Here is a 15,920-nt window from a genome sequence, read left to right on the forward strand (position 1 = left end):
TTTCTCTCGAATTAGTCGATGACCACTGCTTAAAAATCTACGTAACTGAGGAGAATTTGACTAATTTATGCCACTTATAGTTAACATTCATAGAAAAAATACCCCTATTATTGACGTACAGCCTTACTCCGTTACGCCACTTTCTAACTCATTAGCGACGCTTTTTATTAGGCGGCGCATCCATTGGTGATCGGGATTACTTTGCAAGAGTGGACTCCATGCCATCTTGACCTCAAACGGCTCTATCGCAAATGGCGCAGGTTTGATAAGCAGCTTAGGGTTGTTGCGCTGTGACTGCGCCGCCTTACTTGGAATTGTCAAAATCAGATTCTTCTGCTGCGCAAAAAGGATGGCGGATAGGTAGTGGCGGGTAAAGACCGTGATATTGCGCGTTTTACCGATCTTCATTAACGCCTCATCAATCCAGCCCAGTTTCTGCGCCTGACTAGGGTTGACGCCGTGCCCGGTACCCATCCCGGTTTTACTCACCCAAATGTGCTGCGCCTTTAGATAAGAGAACAAATCAAAGTTATCGGCAATGGGATTGTCGCGGCTGAATAGACAAGAAAAGCCATCGTGCCACAAGCTCATTTGGTGGAAGGACTGAGGAATATCATCAAAGCGATTGATAACGATATCGACGGTACCTTGCTCTACATCCTGATAACTCACATCACTTGGGGTCATGATGTCCAAACGTATCTTAGGTGCAATTTCGCTGAGCTTTTCCAATAACGGTTGAATAATAGTCGACTCGGCATAGTCACTCGCCATGATACGAAACACGCGCTCGCTATCCTCAGCATGAAACTCGGTCGTGGTTTGCATCGTCTTTTCTACATTGGCAAGAATATTTCGAATCTGTGGCTGGAGCTTCTGAGCGCGCTCGGTTGGGATCATCCCTTCACTAGTTCGCACTAAAAGCGGATCTTCAAACAAATCACGCAGGCGGCGCAATCCATTACTCATCGCTGGCTGAGTGATACCCAACTGGTTCGCAGCGCGGGTCACATTACGCTCTCGCAGCAGCATATCTAAATACACAAGCAAATTAAGGTCAATACGAGCAATATTCATAACAAAAATACCGAGTATAACAACTATAAATTAACAAAATTATCACACAAGCGGCTACGATTTGTCCATAACAACAAGTTAATACTACAGGCCACTGGCCACCCTATATCCAACGTGAAACTAAGGAATAGTTATGTCGCAAATTAATCAAGATATCGAAATGATCGAAGTTGCAAAACGCGCTGCAGGTACGCCATGGGATGCAATCGATGCTGAATCTGCTGCTCGCATGCGTGCTCAAAACAAATTCAAAACTGGCCTAGATATCGCGCAATACACGGCGGATATTATGCGTGCAGACATGGAAGCGTACGACGCAGACAAATCTCAGTACACACAATCTTTAGGTTGCTGGCACGGTTTCATTGGCCAACAAAAAATGATTTCTATTAAGAAGCACTTTGGTGGTAAGACTGACAAACGCTACCTCTACCTATCAGGTTGGATGGTTGCCGCACTTCGCTCTGATTTTGGTCCACTTCCAGACCAGTCAATGCACGAGAAGACGTCTGTCCCTGCACTTATCGAAGAGCTATACACTTTCCTTCGTCAAGCAGATGCACGTGAGCTAGGCGGTCTATTCCGTGAGCTAGACGCAGCACGTGAAGCCGGCGACGTAGCACTTCAAGACCAAATCCAAGACAAAATCGACAACCATCAAACCCACGTTGTGCCAATCGTTGCTGATATCGATGCAGGCTTTGGTAACGCAGAAGCCACTTACCTACTGGCTAAGAAAATGATTGAAGCGGGTGCTTGTTGTCTGCAGATTGAAAACCAAGTAGCCGATGAGAAGCAGTGTGGTCACCAAGACGGTAAAGTAACCGTACCTCACTCAGACTTCCATGCCAAACTGCGCGCGCTGCGTTATGCCTTCCTAGAGCTTGGCATCGACAACGGTATCATCGTTGCACGTACTGACTCACAAGGTGCTGGCCTAACCAAAGAAATTGCGGTAGTGAAAGAGCCAGGCGACCAAGGCGATATCTACAACTCTTACTTAGACGTTGAAGAGATCGATGTTGCTGACATGAAGCAAGGCGACGTTTGCTTTAACCGTGATGGCAAGCTAGTACGTCCGAAGCGTCTTCCTTCTGGCCTATATCAATTCCGCTCAGGTACGGGTGAAGACCGCTGTGTATTTGACTGTATCGAAGCTATCAACGCAGGTGCTGACCTACTTTGGATTGAAACTGAAAAGCCACACATCGGTCAAATCAAAGAGATGATGGATGGCGTACGTGCAGTTCACCCGAATGCGAAGCTGGTTTACAACAACTCGCCTTCGTTCAACTGGACGCTTAACTTCCGTCAACAAGCTTATGATGCAATGGTTGAAGCAGGTGAAGATGTATCAGCATACGACCGCGCAAACCTAATGAGCGCTGAATATGACGAAACGGAACTATCGAAAAGTGCTGACGACAAAATCCGCACGTTCCAAGCAGATGCTGCACGTGAAGCTGGTATCTTCCATCACCTAATCACACTACCAACGTACCACACCGCTGCGCTATCAACAGATAACCTAGCGAAGGAGTACTTCGGTGAAGCAGGCATGCTTGGCTACGTTAAGAACGTTCAACGCCAAGAAATCCGTCAAGGTATCGCATGTGTTAAACACCAAAACATGTCTGGTTCAGACATCGGTGATGACCATAAAGAGTACTTTGCGGGTGAGAACGCGCTAAAAGCGGCTGGTGAGTTGAATACTTCTAATCAGTTTGACTAAGAGCTTACCCCTCCTAGCCTCCCCTTATTAAGGGGAGGAACCACTGGCTCGCTAACGCATCGCCTTATATTGTAGTGGTTTAATGATCCCGGACACCAAATTAGGTGGTAAAGTCTCCACCGTAAATGAGGTGTTCAATGACAAAACGACAACGACGTACATTTTCTCCTGAGTTCAAAGTAGATGCCGCAAGCTTGGTTCTTGATCAAGGTTACTCAATATCTGAGGCGGCACGATCCTTAGATATCGGCGATACAGCCTTACGACGCTGGGTAGATCAACTAAAGATTGAGCGCGGCGGAGAAACGCCAGCGGTTAAAGCTCTAACGCCAGAACAGCAGAAGATCCAAGAGTTAGAAGCTAGGATTAATCGCTTGGAAAGAGAAAAATCCATACTAAAAAAGGCCACAGCTCTCTTAATGTCGGACGAACTCGAACGTTCTCGCTAATTGACCAGTTGAGGGAGCATGAACCGGTCAAAGTTCTTTGTGAGCTGTTCGATGTAGCTTCTTCCTGCTACTACGAGTTTAAACAACGAAAGCCGGATGCCAATCGTATTCGGTTAGTCAGCCGAGTTAAGCAGCTCTTTAACATGAGTCGTGGCTCTGCCGGAAGTCGGACTCTTGCTTCTATGCTGCAGTCTGAAGGCTTCGATGTCGGACGCTTCAAAGTACGCAAGCTTATGCAAGAAGCCGGGCTGATGAGCAAACAACCAGGCTCGCATCGCTATAAGCAAGCTAAGCTAGAGCGACCAGATATCCCCAATCGATTGAAGCGTGAGTTCTCAGTTTCCACTCCAAATGACGTTTGGTGTGGCGATATTACTTACATCTTATCCGGTTCAAAGTGGAGTTATCTGGCTGTTGTACTCGACTTATTTAGTCGCAGAGTAGTGGGTTGGGCGCTATCAGACAAACCCAACGCAGAGTTGACTTGCAAAGCTTTGGATATGGCTTGGGAACAACGAGGACGGCCTAGCAACGTGATGTTCCACTCAGACCAAGGAAGCCAATACAGTAGCCTTAAATACCGTCAAAGGCTTTGGCGATATCGCATAACTCAGAGCATGAGTCGTCGAGGTAACTGCTGGGATAATGCTCCTATGGAGAGGCTATTTAGAAGCTTAAAACCGAATGGATACCAGCTACTGGATACCTGACCCAAACTCAGGCAAAGAAGGATATCAGCTATTACTTGATGGATTACTACAATAGGCAACGGCCTCATCAAGCAAATGATGGGCTATCGCCAGTTACTGCCGAAAATCGGCTTAAGTTAGTGTCCGGAATTTGTTGACCACTACAAAAGACACCCAAACCCTACTAACAAAAACCGGTTTCACCACCAGCAACACCTGGTACCACGGCACCTCTTCAGCACTCGTCGCCTCTATCCAAGCGCAAGGCTTAAAACGCTCGGGAGACCTAGCACTCAATGACGTCGCTAAAGCGACTATGGCAACCATAGGAAACAACTTCCAAGACGTTACCGAGCCGGTATTTCTTACCCAAAGCAAAGAACTCGCCTACTACTGGGCGCAGCAAACAGTGCGCGAACGTGGTGTGAGATTTGGAGAGAGCGAAGAACCTATCGTATTGCAGATTAAACTCAATGCAGATCAGCAAAATCGAGTAAAACCTGACGTAGGTGCAATGAGTCTATTAATGATGCGTGACGGTGAAGCCTTTATGGCTCACATCGCCAAGATCTACCAAGAAAACAATCTCTCAGTGCCTGAGATTGACCTTCGCGATGCCGACCGCATGGATTTCTTAAACATTCTTGGCATGGCTTACATCAATGAAGATATCAGCCGAGGATGCATCGAAGAGTTGCTAGAACCCATCACAGGGTGACTCAACCACAAGCTGTTATCTGCTCATTCGATAGAGCTTACCGATGCAAGGGTAGCTTTTGTCGAACAAACGCGTCTGCTGAGCTAAAAACAGCTCAGCGGTGGCGATGGCATCGATGAGTGCCTCGTGACCATTGTATTCCGGCAGGCAATACCTTTCCCGCGTTTCTGCAAGGCGCACATCAATAGAGCTATCAGCGTTAACAGCCTTGGCCATCGACTTTTCAATTGCCAAAGTATCAATCCACAGTATGGGCACGTCCTTCAAGCCAAATCGGTGACTTAAGTACTCTTCAACAAAGGATGCCTCAATGACAGCACCATGGGCGATCAATATTCTGTTCCGCGCGGCTTCAAATAAGCGCTGCATCGCCTCATCAAGGGGGACGCCATCTTTGAGCATTTCTGGAACAATGTGATTCACCACCGCGCCGTCGGCATTCACACTCGCTGTCGTGTCAATATACAAGTGCTGTGCGGATGCTAGATCAATGCTAAACCCATTCACCTCAACCCAGCCCACGCTTAAGATGCTGTCCGTGCTGGCATCCAATCCTGTCGTCTCGAAATCCACGACCAAATAGTTCAATTGACTCCCAGCAGACTCGATATCAGGGAGCTGAGCACTCGATAGTCCACTCAACTCTTTTGGTAAGGAAACCTTTGAAGAATACTGTGTACGCTTTTTTTCAAATTGATGATACGCATGAACACGATTCATCAATTTCCAAACGGCTTTCAACACAAGTTACATCCTTCCTGCAAAGCGAAGTTTCGCGGCATCTTGAAGACCAGAAATGATCAAAAACGCATCTTTTAGATTGCCACGCTCGAAACTGCCGAATGTATCTGGGTTAATATGGCTATCTGGTTGCCCGCCCTGTTTTAACGCTTCTAACTGATGATGTTGCCTAAACATAAGCACATATTGGTAGGTATTGAGGATATTCTTGTACGCATCATCACTTAAGATCCCTTGCTCATTAGCTCGCGTGAAACGCTCTTTGGTATTAGAAGAGTCACACTCCACCGCCAAGCCGTAGATTCGCGCTAAATCTATGATCAAGTTGATCGCATACTTCTTAATATTGAGGGTTTTCTTATTCTCGCCTGTTTTTTCCAGCACGAGGTTTTTAAATACTCCAAGAGGGGGCTGGGTATTAATGGCATCTCGCGTCAAAATCCCCAGAAATTCACGGTTTGATTTTATCTGGCTGTGCAGTTCATCTCGCAGTTCATCGGCGTAACTCGCTTCACCATAGACGGAGCGAATTTCTAAAAACACACTGATATTCAAAAGTCGCTCATACTCAGGGTTAGATACCCATTTACGATAGTATTCTCTCCACACGGATTGTGGCTGACACCATTTAGGCGTCGCTGCCATGTAATTGCCAGGACATAGAGGGTAGCCACATGCGTCTAGCCCTTTAACCACGTATTGGGAAAGTTGACGGAAATAAACTTTATCGTTTTCTGTCGCGTCGTCACTGAGCACCAATGCACTGTCTTGATCAGACAACATGTGGACTTCATTTCGGGCATGTGACCCCGCTACAATCCACGAGAACTTGCAAGGCGGCTCCCCGAAGTGAGAAATCGCCAATTGGATCAGACGTCGATTGTAAGCATCCATCATCATCGCCATCACTCGGCCGGTAATATCTGGCGGCACTTGTCCTTCAATGAGTGCTTCGAATATCGCCTGACGCTCGGTATTGAGCGCTTCCAAGTCTTCAACTGACTCTGCATACTTTATCTTCTCAATTAGGAAAATAGCTTGCATGCGATGGTTTTGAACCAGGTGAGAAGTGGTAAGCAGTCCAACGACTTTGCCGTCTTCTACAACCGGTAGGCTACGGATATTGTGTTGCATCATCAGTGATGCGGCATGTAAGACTAAGTCATGGGGACTGACGGTCATAGGGTTGGCTGTCATGACTGATTTAATTGGCGCAGTGAGGTCATACCCGTCCGCAATAACACGTTTGGTCATGTCTCTATCGGTGATTATGCCAATTAACTGCCCGTCGTCACAAACTACTGCTGTGGAAGTACGCTTTTTATAACGCATCTCCTTCGCCACCTCTTGGATAGACATTTTCGCATCTACAATAGCGATAGCTTTACTTGCGACTTCAGAGACCGTGCGAATAAACAGACCTTTTTCTTTATTCGACCACACGACATCCAGCGCAGACTTCAGCCTTGTTTGAGCTTGGGCAGCAAAATGTTCTGCGAACTCTGGAGAGTCCTTAAAAATTGACGTCAGTGCCTTGTGGGGGATCAAATATAGTAAGGTGTTCTCCAAAGCAATGGCTTTGTAACCCTTTTGCTCCGAGACACTGCTGTCTAGAAAGGTAAAGCCAAACACATCCTCTGCACCCAATCTTGCACGCAATACACCGTCAGCCTCTCTTTGCTCCATGGCACCCGAGCGAATCACGTACAAATACTTGTCTTGTTTCTCTAATTCTCTCGTCTCAACAGGTTGGGTCGAAGCACTATTTAAATAAGGATCAAGGATCTCACCTTTCCCTACATAAGTGATTTTAACGGTGGATGCAACCTGGCGCACCAAGGGCTCAGGCATTTTATTGAACGGATCTACGTTATTAAGAAAGTGAGTAATATTGGGTACAAGAGCGTCAGTCATGTTTATCTCCAGACTTCCATTTTGTATTACAATAGCAATTATTTACAATTGGGACTAGCAGAAATAAAAAAGGCAGCGTAAATGCTGCCTTTTTAACTGATTAACTCAGATTCTAACTCGCCACTGGAAGGCGGTGATTTTCCTCACGAAGGTGGTTTGCAGACGCGTCTCTTGCTTTGTCTGAGTCGCCAGCCATGATCGCTTCGTAAATGCGGCGGTGTTCATTAATACATGTCGAGCCGCCATCGGAAGAAAACTGAAGAAAGTTCACAAACATAGTGGTTAGAATGTTGCCAAACGGCAAAAAGAAGTCATTGCCTGTCGCGTTAAAAATAAGCGAATGGAAACGCGTATCGACATCCAACCATTTCATTTGATCGAAAGGCTCTGCTTCAGAGACCTCAACCATCTCTTGGAAAGTTGCAGAAAGCTCAATTCGTTGCTCAGCAGATGCAAACCTTGCTGCTAGCGCACAAGCCTCTGGCTCAATGGCGCGTCGCAATCCAAGAAATTGGCCACAAAACTGCTCAACGTCACTAATACCATCCATCCACTCGATCAATTGCGGATCAAGGAAGTTCCAATACGCACGGTCAACTACACGAGTACCAATTTTTGGTCGTGACTCCAGTAGCCCTTTTGATGTTAACAGCTTAACCGCTTCACGAAGTGCGGTACGGCTGATACCGAACTGCTCACACAAAGCCATTTCACCCGGGATGATTGAACCCTCAGCCAAATCACCAGAAAGGATACCTCTGGCTATGTCTCTCGCTACCTGCACATGGATACTGCGCTTGGAGCCCGTTATTGCATTGAACTTACCTGACATAATGCTACCGATGTTAAATTGAATATGTATTATTTTAGTAGATATCTTACCACTAATAGACATTGAGTAAATGTGACCTTCCGCATTTATTGATGATAATTCATTAAGTCCAGTACGTTATAAACATTCTAACTACTGTAATTGACTGAATCACAACTAAATCACTACTCATCTCCAGATCTGACTTATTTCTGCGAACTTCGTATTTTGTGACACTTCAATCTACATCTCACCTCAAATAAATGATATTGTATTACTAATTGTATTTGAAGGCTATACATCAAGCATTTAGGGAATATTGATCACCACAACGGAGACATCAATCGTCATAACACACCGCTGTTACGGTCTGCAGATTGGAAGTTTGTGCGGTCTCAAAACAACCCTACGAGAACAAATATAGACAAAGGAATGATCATGCTCTCAAACAAGCCAGCTGAAAACACTGATTCTGTTTCAGCATCGAGTCACCGAGTATATGTACAAGTAGCAAAGGAAATTGCGACAAAGATTTTAACCGGAGAGCTGAAACAAGGTGAAAAGCTACCATGCGAGCACGACCTTAAAAGCAAGTTTGGCATCAGCCGCACTTCGCTACGCGAATGCAATAAATTGTTAGAAGCAAAAGGGTTGATTTCCTCCAAACCCAAAGTAGGTACAAGCGTCGAAGTGCGCCAACAGTGGCACTTTCTCGATCCTCAGCTTCTTGATTGGATCAAAGATGCGGACAACGTACAGCGTTTTTTAACACAGTTTCTAGGGCTGAGAAAAGCCATTGAACCAGAAGCGTGTTCTATTGCTGCACGCTCTGCATCGATAGAACATCGAAAAGCGCTATCGATTAGCTTTCAAAACATGAAGCAAGCTGCGGCATGTCACGACTACGCGGCATGGACGATCAACGACCATCAGTTTCATAAAACGATTTTTCTGGCGACTGGTAACCCTTTTTACATACCGTTTGCCAATATCCTTGAATCACTATTCAAGACATTTATCGACGAATCCTCTACCGGAGGACGTTTTTGTTTGGAAGAGCACGAAGCCATCTACGACGCCATTATGATGGGCGATGCGTTTAGGGCGCGTACCTCTTCTCAACTCTTACTCAATGACCATAACCAGAAGCTCGCGTTAGTCACGCCGAGTGCGGTAACACTTTAAGGAAACAGCATGTTTGTTTACAACAAAAACATCAAACTAGAAGATCAAGGCGGCGGTTTACGACGCAAAGTGCTCGCTCATTGCGAGAACATGATGACAGTCGAAGTGCATTTCGAGACGGGTACTGTCGCGCCAATGCACAACCACCCACACGAGCAGATCACTTATGTGGTATCTGGCGAGTTCGACTTCACTGTTGGCGACGAAACCAAACGTGTGACTGCTGGCGATACCGTTTATAAAGTGCCTAACATCATGCACGGCTGCACCTGCGTTAAAGAAGGTGTACTGATTGATAACTTTACACCAATGCGTAAGGACTTCGTGTAAGCGAATCACTTAAAGCATTTCTGGAATACCAAAAAGAACGGCTCGAAATAGCCGTTCTTTTTTTGTCTCTATCAAAAGGAAAGGTGTCAACGTTATACGAATCTTGTCATCTACTCCCAAAAGATCCAGACAAAAAAGGAAGGCTTTAAGCCCTGTCTCTTGATCACAAGTCTGCTCGTTCAAGAGACATCGCTAGTTCATAGCCTTCAAGGATGGTTTGTAATTTGAACCATCCTTCCCATAACACTTGGACTGATGCTCGCCCTGTTCGCTTGGTGTCTTTCCACCCTCCCAACCTAGCAAGGCTTTCATAAGCCCAATGGGTATCTGGTACTTGGGTTGGCAGTGGCTTCCCTACGGTTTTGAACCATAATAGCTTCCACGCTTTATGACCTAACACCACTTCACAACTCATCACATCACCTTTTGGCTCAACATATTTCATAAAGCGTAGTTGAAGTAATCTTGTGGCAACAAAGGCGAGTATGACGCTCATTCGCTCAAGGTTTTCACCACACTGCATCCTTAACGCCTCTACGTCTGTACCACCGGTTTTCCAGACTTTGTGATAGTCTTCGACAAGCCACCGATGCTCGTAATAGCTGATGACCGCTATAGCGTCATCATACGAGTTTATTACTTCAGACGTCAGCAGGTGCCACGCCAATTTATCTTTATCCTCTCCACGCTCAATGCAACTCACATAGTAAAGTGGGATATCCGGTTCAGACACTTTGTTAGCGGGTGCTTTAAGAGTGACTGGAGCATATCGAATTTCCAGCTCAACATCTCTGGCCTTACGACCACCTCGTTGAGGAATATTCAGCGTTTTAAGGTCTACTACTGGCAGTTTGTTTGAGTAGTCGTAAAGCTTCTGGTCATGTTCTTTAATACATCGACTTTGCATCGAACGCACGACAAAGCGTTGCTGCTGTTCTGTCTTATAGGTCAGGTATTTATAGATGTCAGCCTCTCTGTCACAAACGGAGATAACCGAAGATAGGTGCTCACCTAGGCGAGTTGACATATTTTGTGAGGCTTTTTCCCCACTTGTAACTTTCTTTCTCTTTGTAGGGGCGAGACGCATGTTGATGACCTTGCCCTCGTTTAGAGATGTCTCGGCTCCAGCGTTGTTGCTCAATAAGACCGACTACCTGATGAGTATTAGGTGCGAAAAGTAAGATAGAGTGAGCAAGAAGAGCACGACTTCGGTTGCCTTGATTCGTATGTCCAAGAGTATCTCGTACACTTTTGTGTTGGTAAGTAAGTGAGGTCGTATCTTCTAGTGCCAATAGTAACGAGTGGTCTTGCGCATGCTGAGCGGTGACTTGAAAGCCTGATTCAGCGATATCGTTCGGTTGGATTTGGTCATTACGGATAAAGCGGTAAGCGCCTTCCATATCTGCGGGTGAAATAGCAAGCTTAGACACGGCAACGCCTGGTTGATTAGCAAGTGAAGCAGCCATTGATATCAATCGTTGAGTTCGTCTAGGGTCGTTAAGCTTTGCCAGACCAAACTGTACTTGTGCCCACTTCATTGGTGTTAAGTTTTCCATATTAGCTACCTAATCAATATTGCTTAAGTGATCAGATCGCAGCCTTGGAAAAGAGTTCAAAAAAATCCCCGAACTAAGTTCGAGGATTTGTGTATAAGAGACAGGGCTTTAAGCCTTCCTTTCGTTTACTCAATGTGACTACATTTCAATGTATCTAGCTTGCTTCTGCTTCCGTTAGGTTCGCTTCAGCACTTTCATCCACCGCTTTCACAAGTAGAACACCAACACCGGCCACGATAACACCACACAAGATGAACACGGCGCGTCCCCATAGTGGGTTAGGCAATAGCGCCATTAGACACACCCCAAGACCTGCAACCGCGATTAGCTTACCAAGCATTTGACGCTGTTTGTTGTCCAGCTTCTTCTGAGCTGCCGACTCGGCAACAAGTGGAGTAGATAGGTTACCAAAGAACTTGTCTACATCAGCTTGACGCTTCTCAGTAAGTGGCTTGTAGAACAGCGTAGATAGTACGAAGAAACCACCTGTTAGTGAAATGTGAGCCATTAGACCAATCGCTACTTTCACATCAGACCATTCACGCTTAGTTAGCTCTTCTAGACCAAATGCTGCTGAAACCATTTCTGCATTGATAACAAAACCAACTACATAAGAGACGATACCACCCACTACTAGTGTACCCCAGCCGGCCCAGTCAGGCGTTTTCTTGATGAAGAAGCCAAGGAACGCTGGAATGGTCATTGGGAAGCCAATCAAAGCACCTACATACATCATTGTATCGAACAAGCTCAGACCCTTAAGTGAGTTGATGAACTGTGCGATTAGGATGATAGCAAAACCAAATACTGTAGACGTGATTTTCGAAACCGTTACTAGCTCTTTCTCAGACGCTTGACCCTTACGGACAATCGGCTCATAGAAGTTCTTAACAAAGATACCTGAGTTACGGTTAAGACCTGAGTCCATTGAAGACATGGTTGCTGCGAACATTGCTGCAACGAGAAGACCCACCATACCTGCTGGCATGTACTCTTGAACAAAGTAAAGGTAAGCAAAGTCACCTGCTTTGCTGCCTTGCTCTGGGTAAGCAGCCGCTAGGTCAACACCTTGACCTGCAATGTACCAAGAAGGCATGAACCAAATGAATACACCACAAAGCATGAGTACACACGCTAGCAGCGCTGCTTTCTTCGCGTTCTTTGAGTCCTTCGCCGCTAGGTAACGGTAAGAGTTAAGCATGTTGTTAGTAATAGAGAACTGCTTAACAAAGATGAAGAATGCCCATAGACCAAAGATGTTCAGGTAGTTCAGGTTGTTACCCGCTAGGAATGAACCGCCTTCTTGAACAGGGAAGTTGTTAACGATTTCGCCAACACCACCGCCTTGCACAACAGCAACAACAGCACATGTCACGGTTACCGCCATGATGATAACCATCTGCATAAAGTCAGATGCGATTACCGCCCATGAACCACCCGTAACTGACATCGCCAATACAACCAAACCTGTTACCCAAATGGTAAGGTTCATGTCGAAGCCGAAGATGCCCGATGCGATGATCGCTAGAGCATTTAGCCACACACCCGCAGAAACAACGCTGTTTGGCATTGAAGACCAAGTAAATACCTGCTCGTTCGTTGCACCAAAACGCATGCGAATGGCTTCAATAACAGTCACTACACGTAGCTGACGGAACTTAGGCGCGAAATACGCGTAGTTCATAAAATAACCAAACGCGTTAGCAAGGAAGATAAAGGCCACTGCAAAACCATCGTTATAGGCTTTACCCGCTGCACCGGTAAATGTCCAAGCACTGAACTGAGTCATAAAGGCGGTAGCACCCACCATCCACCAGAGCATGTTACCGCCCCCGCGGAAGTAGTCACTGGTTGTATTGGTAAATGTTCGGAACATCCAGCCTATTGCCATTAGGAATAGGAAATAGACGCCCACAATAACTGTGTTTAAATCCATGATATGTGAATCCTTGTCGTTTTTACTTGTTGTATGATTAATATAACGACCAAATTGACCTTTTTGTAATACAATATACCTATTCGTGACATGGATATCGTTTTTGATGTAGAAATGGGTCTACATAGTTACCTTGATCAAACTTTGTTACGGTTACAAACATGACAAAGCGAAATTTGTTCGAAGAACAGTCCCTAAAACGAAGCGCCGCACATCCCTAACTAACTACCCTGGTGCCCCTGCTAAGCAACGAAAACACAAAAACCTCAAAAAAAACAAAATCATAAAAAGATAGCTATATCATTAGACTTGGTACCCCACTCTTTCTCTATATTCAAAGCAAGTATTTCAAAGTGTAAAAAGTGTGACCCAAATCTTCATATCAATAAAAAACACACCTATTCAGATGAAATATTGAGCCAATTCACAGAAAGTTCGAATGAAGCAACCTAGTATTTGTCATACATTAATTCAATAACAGAAAATTAATGACATGGACGACCACGAGATAGGCTTTTGTCGGATGTTTCGGGAATCAAAGGGAACGCACTCTGCATGAACTATCACGTGAACAAGTAACATAGTCCCTCTAATAAAGGTTATAAACACAATGTTTTCCTAGCACCCCGTTAGGTTACTCGATGTTTATCGCCTCAAAGAAATGACAATATAAATTAGATAAACTAGGGAAATATCAGTATGAAACTTAAGCAATCTGCTCTTGGTGTTGCACTTGTATTATTAGCTGGTTCTGCCGCAGCGACGAGTCTCGATTACCGTACGGAATATAAACATACAGCTGAAGACTGGGCTCACCGTATCAAAATTGGTGATTCAACAAAAGCATTTGGCGGTAAACTGGCATTTGGTGTTGAGCAGAAATTTCAGAGTCAAGACAATGATCAAGGTACTCAAGATTTCTGGGATGGCGTTTCACGTGGCGACTCTGAGTTCTCTTGGGATTGGACTAAAGCAGTCGGTGAAAGCGGAAAGTGGTACATTCAACCAGGTATGCCCGTCACTTTTGGCAGTACTAAAACCACGTGGAAGCCTCAGTTCCGAGTTGGGTACAAAGCAGACTTTGGCCTAACGACAGCGCTTCGCTACCGTCACGAGTTGCAGATGTTCAACAAAAACAACAGTGACAAAACAGACATGAACGGCAACACGGTTGTTATAGCTGATAAAACCATTCAACAAGGTAAACTTACCTTAACAGGTTCATATAAGTTTGCAAAAGATTCGAAGTTTAAGGACTTAAAGCTGAGTTACGAAGCAAACTACAACTACAACTACGATGATCTGGTTTTATACAACGGTAAAAACTGGGAATGGGATCTTGGTCTTAAAGCTGGCTATCAGCTAGGAGCATTCCAACCTTATATCGAACTTTGGACGATTGACGTAAGCAGTAGTTCAGACGAGCGCCAGCTAAGAACTCGAGCAGGTATTAAGTACAGCTTCTAATTACTTAATTTCATTTAATCTTATGAGCGAATTAATACTGAAGCTATCGGTATTAATTCGCTCCTGTCAAATCAACCACATTCCAATAAAGTTTTTCAGTATAGCAAGGAAGTTATATTGCTCCACTTTGTCATAAATTAACTTCCTGCTAATTGACCAACAAACAGTTTTAGAATTCTGTTTTCTGTAATGAAGACAAGGAGTAGTTATGTCTGGTGTTCAGTTAAATAACATCGTTAAAGCGTATGGCGATACCAGTGTCGTGCATGGCATTAATTTAGAAGTAAAGTCGAAAGAATTTATCGTACTGGTTGGTCCTTCGGGCTGTGGCAAATCGACGACGCTACGCATGTTAGCTGGGCTAGAAGAGATCACCGATGGCGATATTCATATCGAGGATCGACGAGTCAACGAAGTCGCACCCAAAGATCGCGATGTCGCCATGGTATTCCAGAATTACGCACTCTATCCCCACTTAAGTGTTTTCGAGAATATCGCCTTCGGCCTAAGAATTCGCAAAGTACCCAAAGATAAAGTCACCAAGTCTGTTAATGATGTGGCGGAAATTCTAGGTCTAACTGAGCTCCTAGAGCGTCGCCCAGCCGACCTTTCTGGTGGTCAACGTCAACGTGTTGCCATGGGTCGCGCAATTGTTCGACATCCTAAAGTTTTTCTTTTTGATGAGCCCCTTTCTAACTTGGATGCCAAGCTTCGCACTCAAATGCGTGCGGAAATTAAACGCCTTCACCACCGCTTAGGCGTAACCAGCGTCTACGTCACCCACGACCAGGTCGAAGCCATGACACTGGCAGACCGAATTGTTGTTATGAGCAACGGTAAAATCGAGCAAATTGGCACGCCGATGGAGCTATTCAATGATCCAGTGAACACCTTTGTTGCCACCTTTATCGGATCGCCGCCAATGAACCTTATCGAGGCTCGCGCGTCACTACGTGAAGATGGGTGGTACGCAGAGTTTGAAGAGATCCAATGCAAACTGCCGAACGTTGCTGGACTTGAGCACAACAAGAATATCCTTTTGGGGATCAGGCCAGAATATATCCACATCGAACCAGTTGACCAAGCGAGTACGATTCCTGTTCACATCAATCTCGTCGAGACACTCGGTTCAGAGGCTTTGCTGCACACTAAATTTGTTGGTAAGCCGTTTGTCGTTAAAACCGAAACTCATGGCCGCATCGATCACCTGGATCAAATCAACACATTGTATTTCCGAGAAGACGCGATCACCGTCTTTGATCAATCGACTGGCAATGCGCTCAAGCGTATCGCGGTGAACTAGACGGAGCGTGTG

General features: G+C 45.3%; 11 protein-coding genes and 2 pseudogenes. 7 read left to right on the forward strand and 6 right to left on the reverse strand.

The window, feature by feature from the left end:
- Positions 1 to 123 precede the first annotated feature (123 nt).
- Positions 124 to 1,077 carry a LysR family transcriptional regulator gene (locus PG915_RS18230; protein WP_353499832.1) on the reverse strand — a complete coding sequence of 318 codons (954 nt, stop codon included), beginning with the start codon at positions 1,075 to 1,077 and terminating at the stop codon, positions 124 to 126.
- A gap of 133 nt (positions 1,078 to 1,210) precedes the next feature.
- Between PG915_RS18230 and PG915_RS18235 the strand changes: the two genes are divergently transcribed.
- The 3 genes and pseudogenes from PG915_RS18235 (at position 1,211) to PG915_RS18245 (ending at position 4,665) form a co-directional block, all read left to right on the forward strand.
- On the forward strand, positions 1,211 to 2,809 hold the full coding sequence (locus PG915_RS18235; protein ID WP_353499833.1) for an isocitrate lyase: 1,599 nt from the start codon (positions 1,211 to 1,213) through the stop codon (positions 2,807 to 2,809).
- Positions 2,810 to 2,946: 137 nt separating this feature from the next.
- A pseudogene (locus PG915_RS18240) lies at positions 2,947 to 4,105 on the forward strand (IS3 family transposase).
- Positions 4,102 to 4,665, forward strand: coding sequence for a hypothetical protein (locus PG915_RS18245; RefSeq protein ID WP_353499834.1), 564 nt, complete (start codon positions 4,102 to 4,104; stop codon positions 4,663 to 4,665). Before PG915_RS18240 ends, PG915_RS18245 begins: the two are co-directional and overlap by 4 nt.
- Positions 4,666 to 4,680: 15 nt before the next feature.
- Here the strand turns inward: PG915_RS18245 and PG915_RS18250 are convergent, their stop codons facing one another.
- The 3 genes from PG915_RS18250 to PG915_RS18260 form a co-directional block, all read right to left on the reverse strand.
- On the reverse strand, positions 4,681 to 5,409 hold the full coding sequence (locus PG915_RS18250; protein ID WP_353499835.1) for a 3'-5' exonuclease: 729 nt from the start codon (positions 5,407 to 5,409) through the stop codon (positions 4,681 to 4,683).
- Between the two features lie 3 nt (positions 5,410 to 5,412).
- Positions 5,413 to 7,320, reverse strand: coding sequence for a DUF294 nucleotidyltransferase-like domain-containing protein (locus PG915_RS18255; protein WP_353499836.1), 1,908 nt, complete (start codon positions 7,318 to 7,320; stop codon positions 5,413 to 5,415).
- A gap of 112 nt (positions 7,321 to 7,432) precedes the next feature.
- On the reverse strand, positions 7,433 to 8,152 hold the full coding sequence (locus tag PG915_RS18260) for a FadR/GntR family transcriptional regulator (RefSeq protein ID WP_353499837.1): 720 nt from the start codon (positions 8,150 to 8,152) through the stop codon (positions 7,433 to 7,435).
- A 417-nt stretch (positions 8,153 to 8,569) separates the two neighbouring features.
- Here PG915_RS18260 and PG915_RS18265 point away from each other — a divergent pair, with 417 nt between their 5' ends.
- On the forward strand, positions 8,570 to 9,316 hold the full coding sequence (locus PG915_RS18265) for a FadR/GntR family transcriptional regulator (RefSeq protein WP_353499838.1): 747 nt from the start codon (positions 8,570 to 8,572) through the stop codon (positions 9,314 to 9,316).
- A 9-nt stretch (positions 9,317 to 9,325) separates the two neighbouring features.
- Positions 9,326 to 9,646, forward strand: a complete 321-nt coding sequence (locus PG915_RS18270; RefSeq protein ID WP_353499839.1) for a cupin domain-containing protein — start codon at positions 9,326 to 9,328, stop codon at positions 9,644 to 9,646.
- A 163-nt stretch (positions 9,647 to 9,809) separates the two neighbouring features.
- On the opposite strand, the pseudogene PG915_RS18275 reads toward PG915_RS18270, so the two are convergent.
- Positions 9,810 to 11,202: pseudogene (locus PG915_RS18275) on the reverse strand (IS4 family transposase).
- 154 nt (positions 11,203 to 11,356) lie between these two features.
- A complete protein-coding gene (locus PG915_RS18280; protein ID WP_353499840.1) occupies positions 11,357 to 13,138 on the reverse strand; it encodes a sodium:solute symporter family transporter in 1,782 nt (593 codons plus the stop codon).
- A 699-nt stretch (positions 13,139 to 13,837) separates the two neighbouring features.
- On the opposite strand from PG915_RS18280, the gene PG915_RS18285 reads away from it, so the two are divergent.
- Positions 13,838 to 14,605 (forward strand): oligogalacturonate-specific porin KdgM family protein, encoded by a 768-nt coding sequence (locus PG915_RS18285; protein WP_353499841.1) that lies wholly within the window; start codon positions 13,838 to 13,840, stop codon positions 14,603 to 14,605.
- A gap of 208 nt (positions 14,606 to 14,813) precedes the next feature.
- Entirely contained in the window at positions 14,814 to 15,908 is a 1,095-nt protein-coding gene (locus tag PG915_RS18290) for an ABC transporter ATP-binding protein (RefSeq protein ID WP_353499842.1), read from the forward strand.
- Positions 15,909 to 15,920: the final 12 nt, after the last annotated feature.

The organism is Vibrio sp. CB1-14 (assembly GCF_040412085.2).
Taxonomy (GTDB): domain Bacteria; phylum Pseudomonadota; class Gammaproteobacteria; order Enterobacterales; family Vibrionaceae; genus Vibrio; species Vibrio chaetopteri.

Coding starts and splice junctions, on each gene's coding strand:
- PG915_RS18255 (WP_353499836.1), bottom strand. CDS start 7,320: ATGACTGACGCTCTTGTACCCAATATTACTCACTTTCTTAATAACGTA.
- PG915_RS18290 (WP_353499842.1), top strand. CDS start 14,814: ATGTCTGGTGTTCAGTTAAATAACATCGTTAAAGCGTATGGCGATACC.
- PG915_RS18230 (WP_353499832.1), bottom strand. CDS start 1,077: ATGAATATTGCTCGTATTGACCTTAATTTGCTTGTGTATTTAGATATG.
- PG915_RS18235 (WP_353499833.1), top strand. CDS start 1,211: ATGTCGCAAATTAATCAAGATATCGAAATGATCGAAGTTGCAAAACGC.
- PG915_RS18260 (WP_353499837.1), bottom strand. CDS start 8,152: ATGTCAGGTAAGTTCAATGCAATAACGGGCTCCAAGCGCAGTATCCAT.
- PG915_RS18270 (WP_353499839.1), top strand. CDS start 9,326: ATGTTTGTTTACAACAAAAACATCAAACTAGAAGATCAAGGCGGCGGT.
- PG915_RS18285 (WP_353499841.1), top strand. CDS start 13,838: ATGAAACTTAAGCAATCTGCTCTTGGTGTTGCACTTGTATTATTAGCT.
- PG915_RS18265 (WP_353499838.1), top strand. CDS start 8,570: ATGCTCTCAAACAAGCCAGCTGAAAACACTGATTCTGTTTCAGCATCG.
- PG915_RS18280 (WP_353499840.1), bottom strand. CDS start 13,138: ATGGATTTAAACACAGTTATTGTGGGCGTCTATTTCCTATTCCTAATG.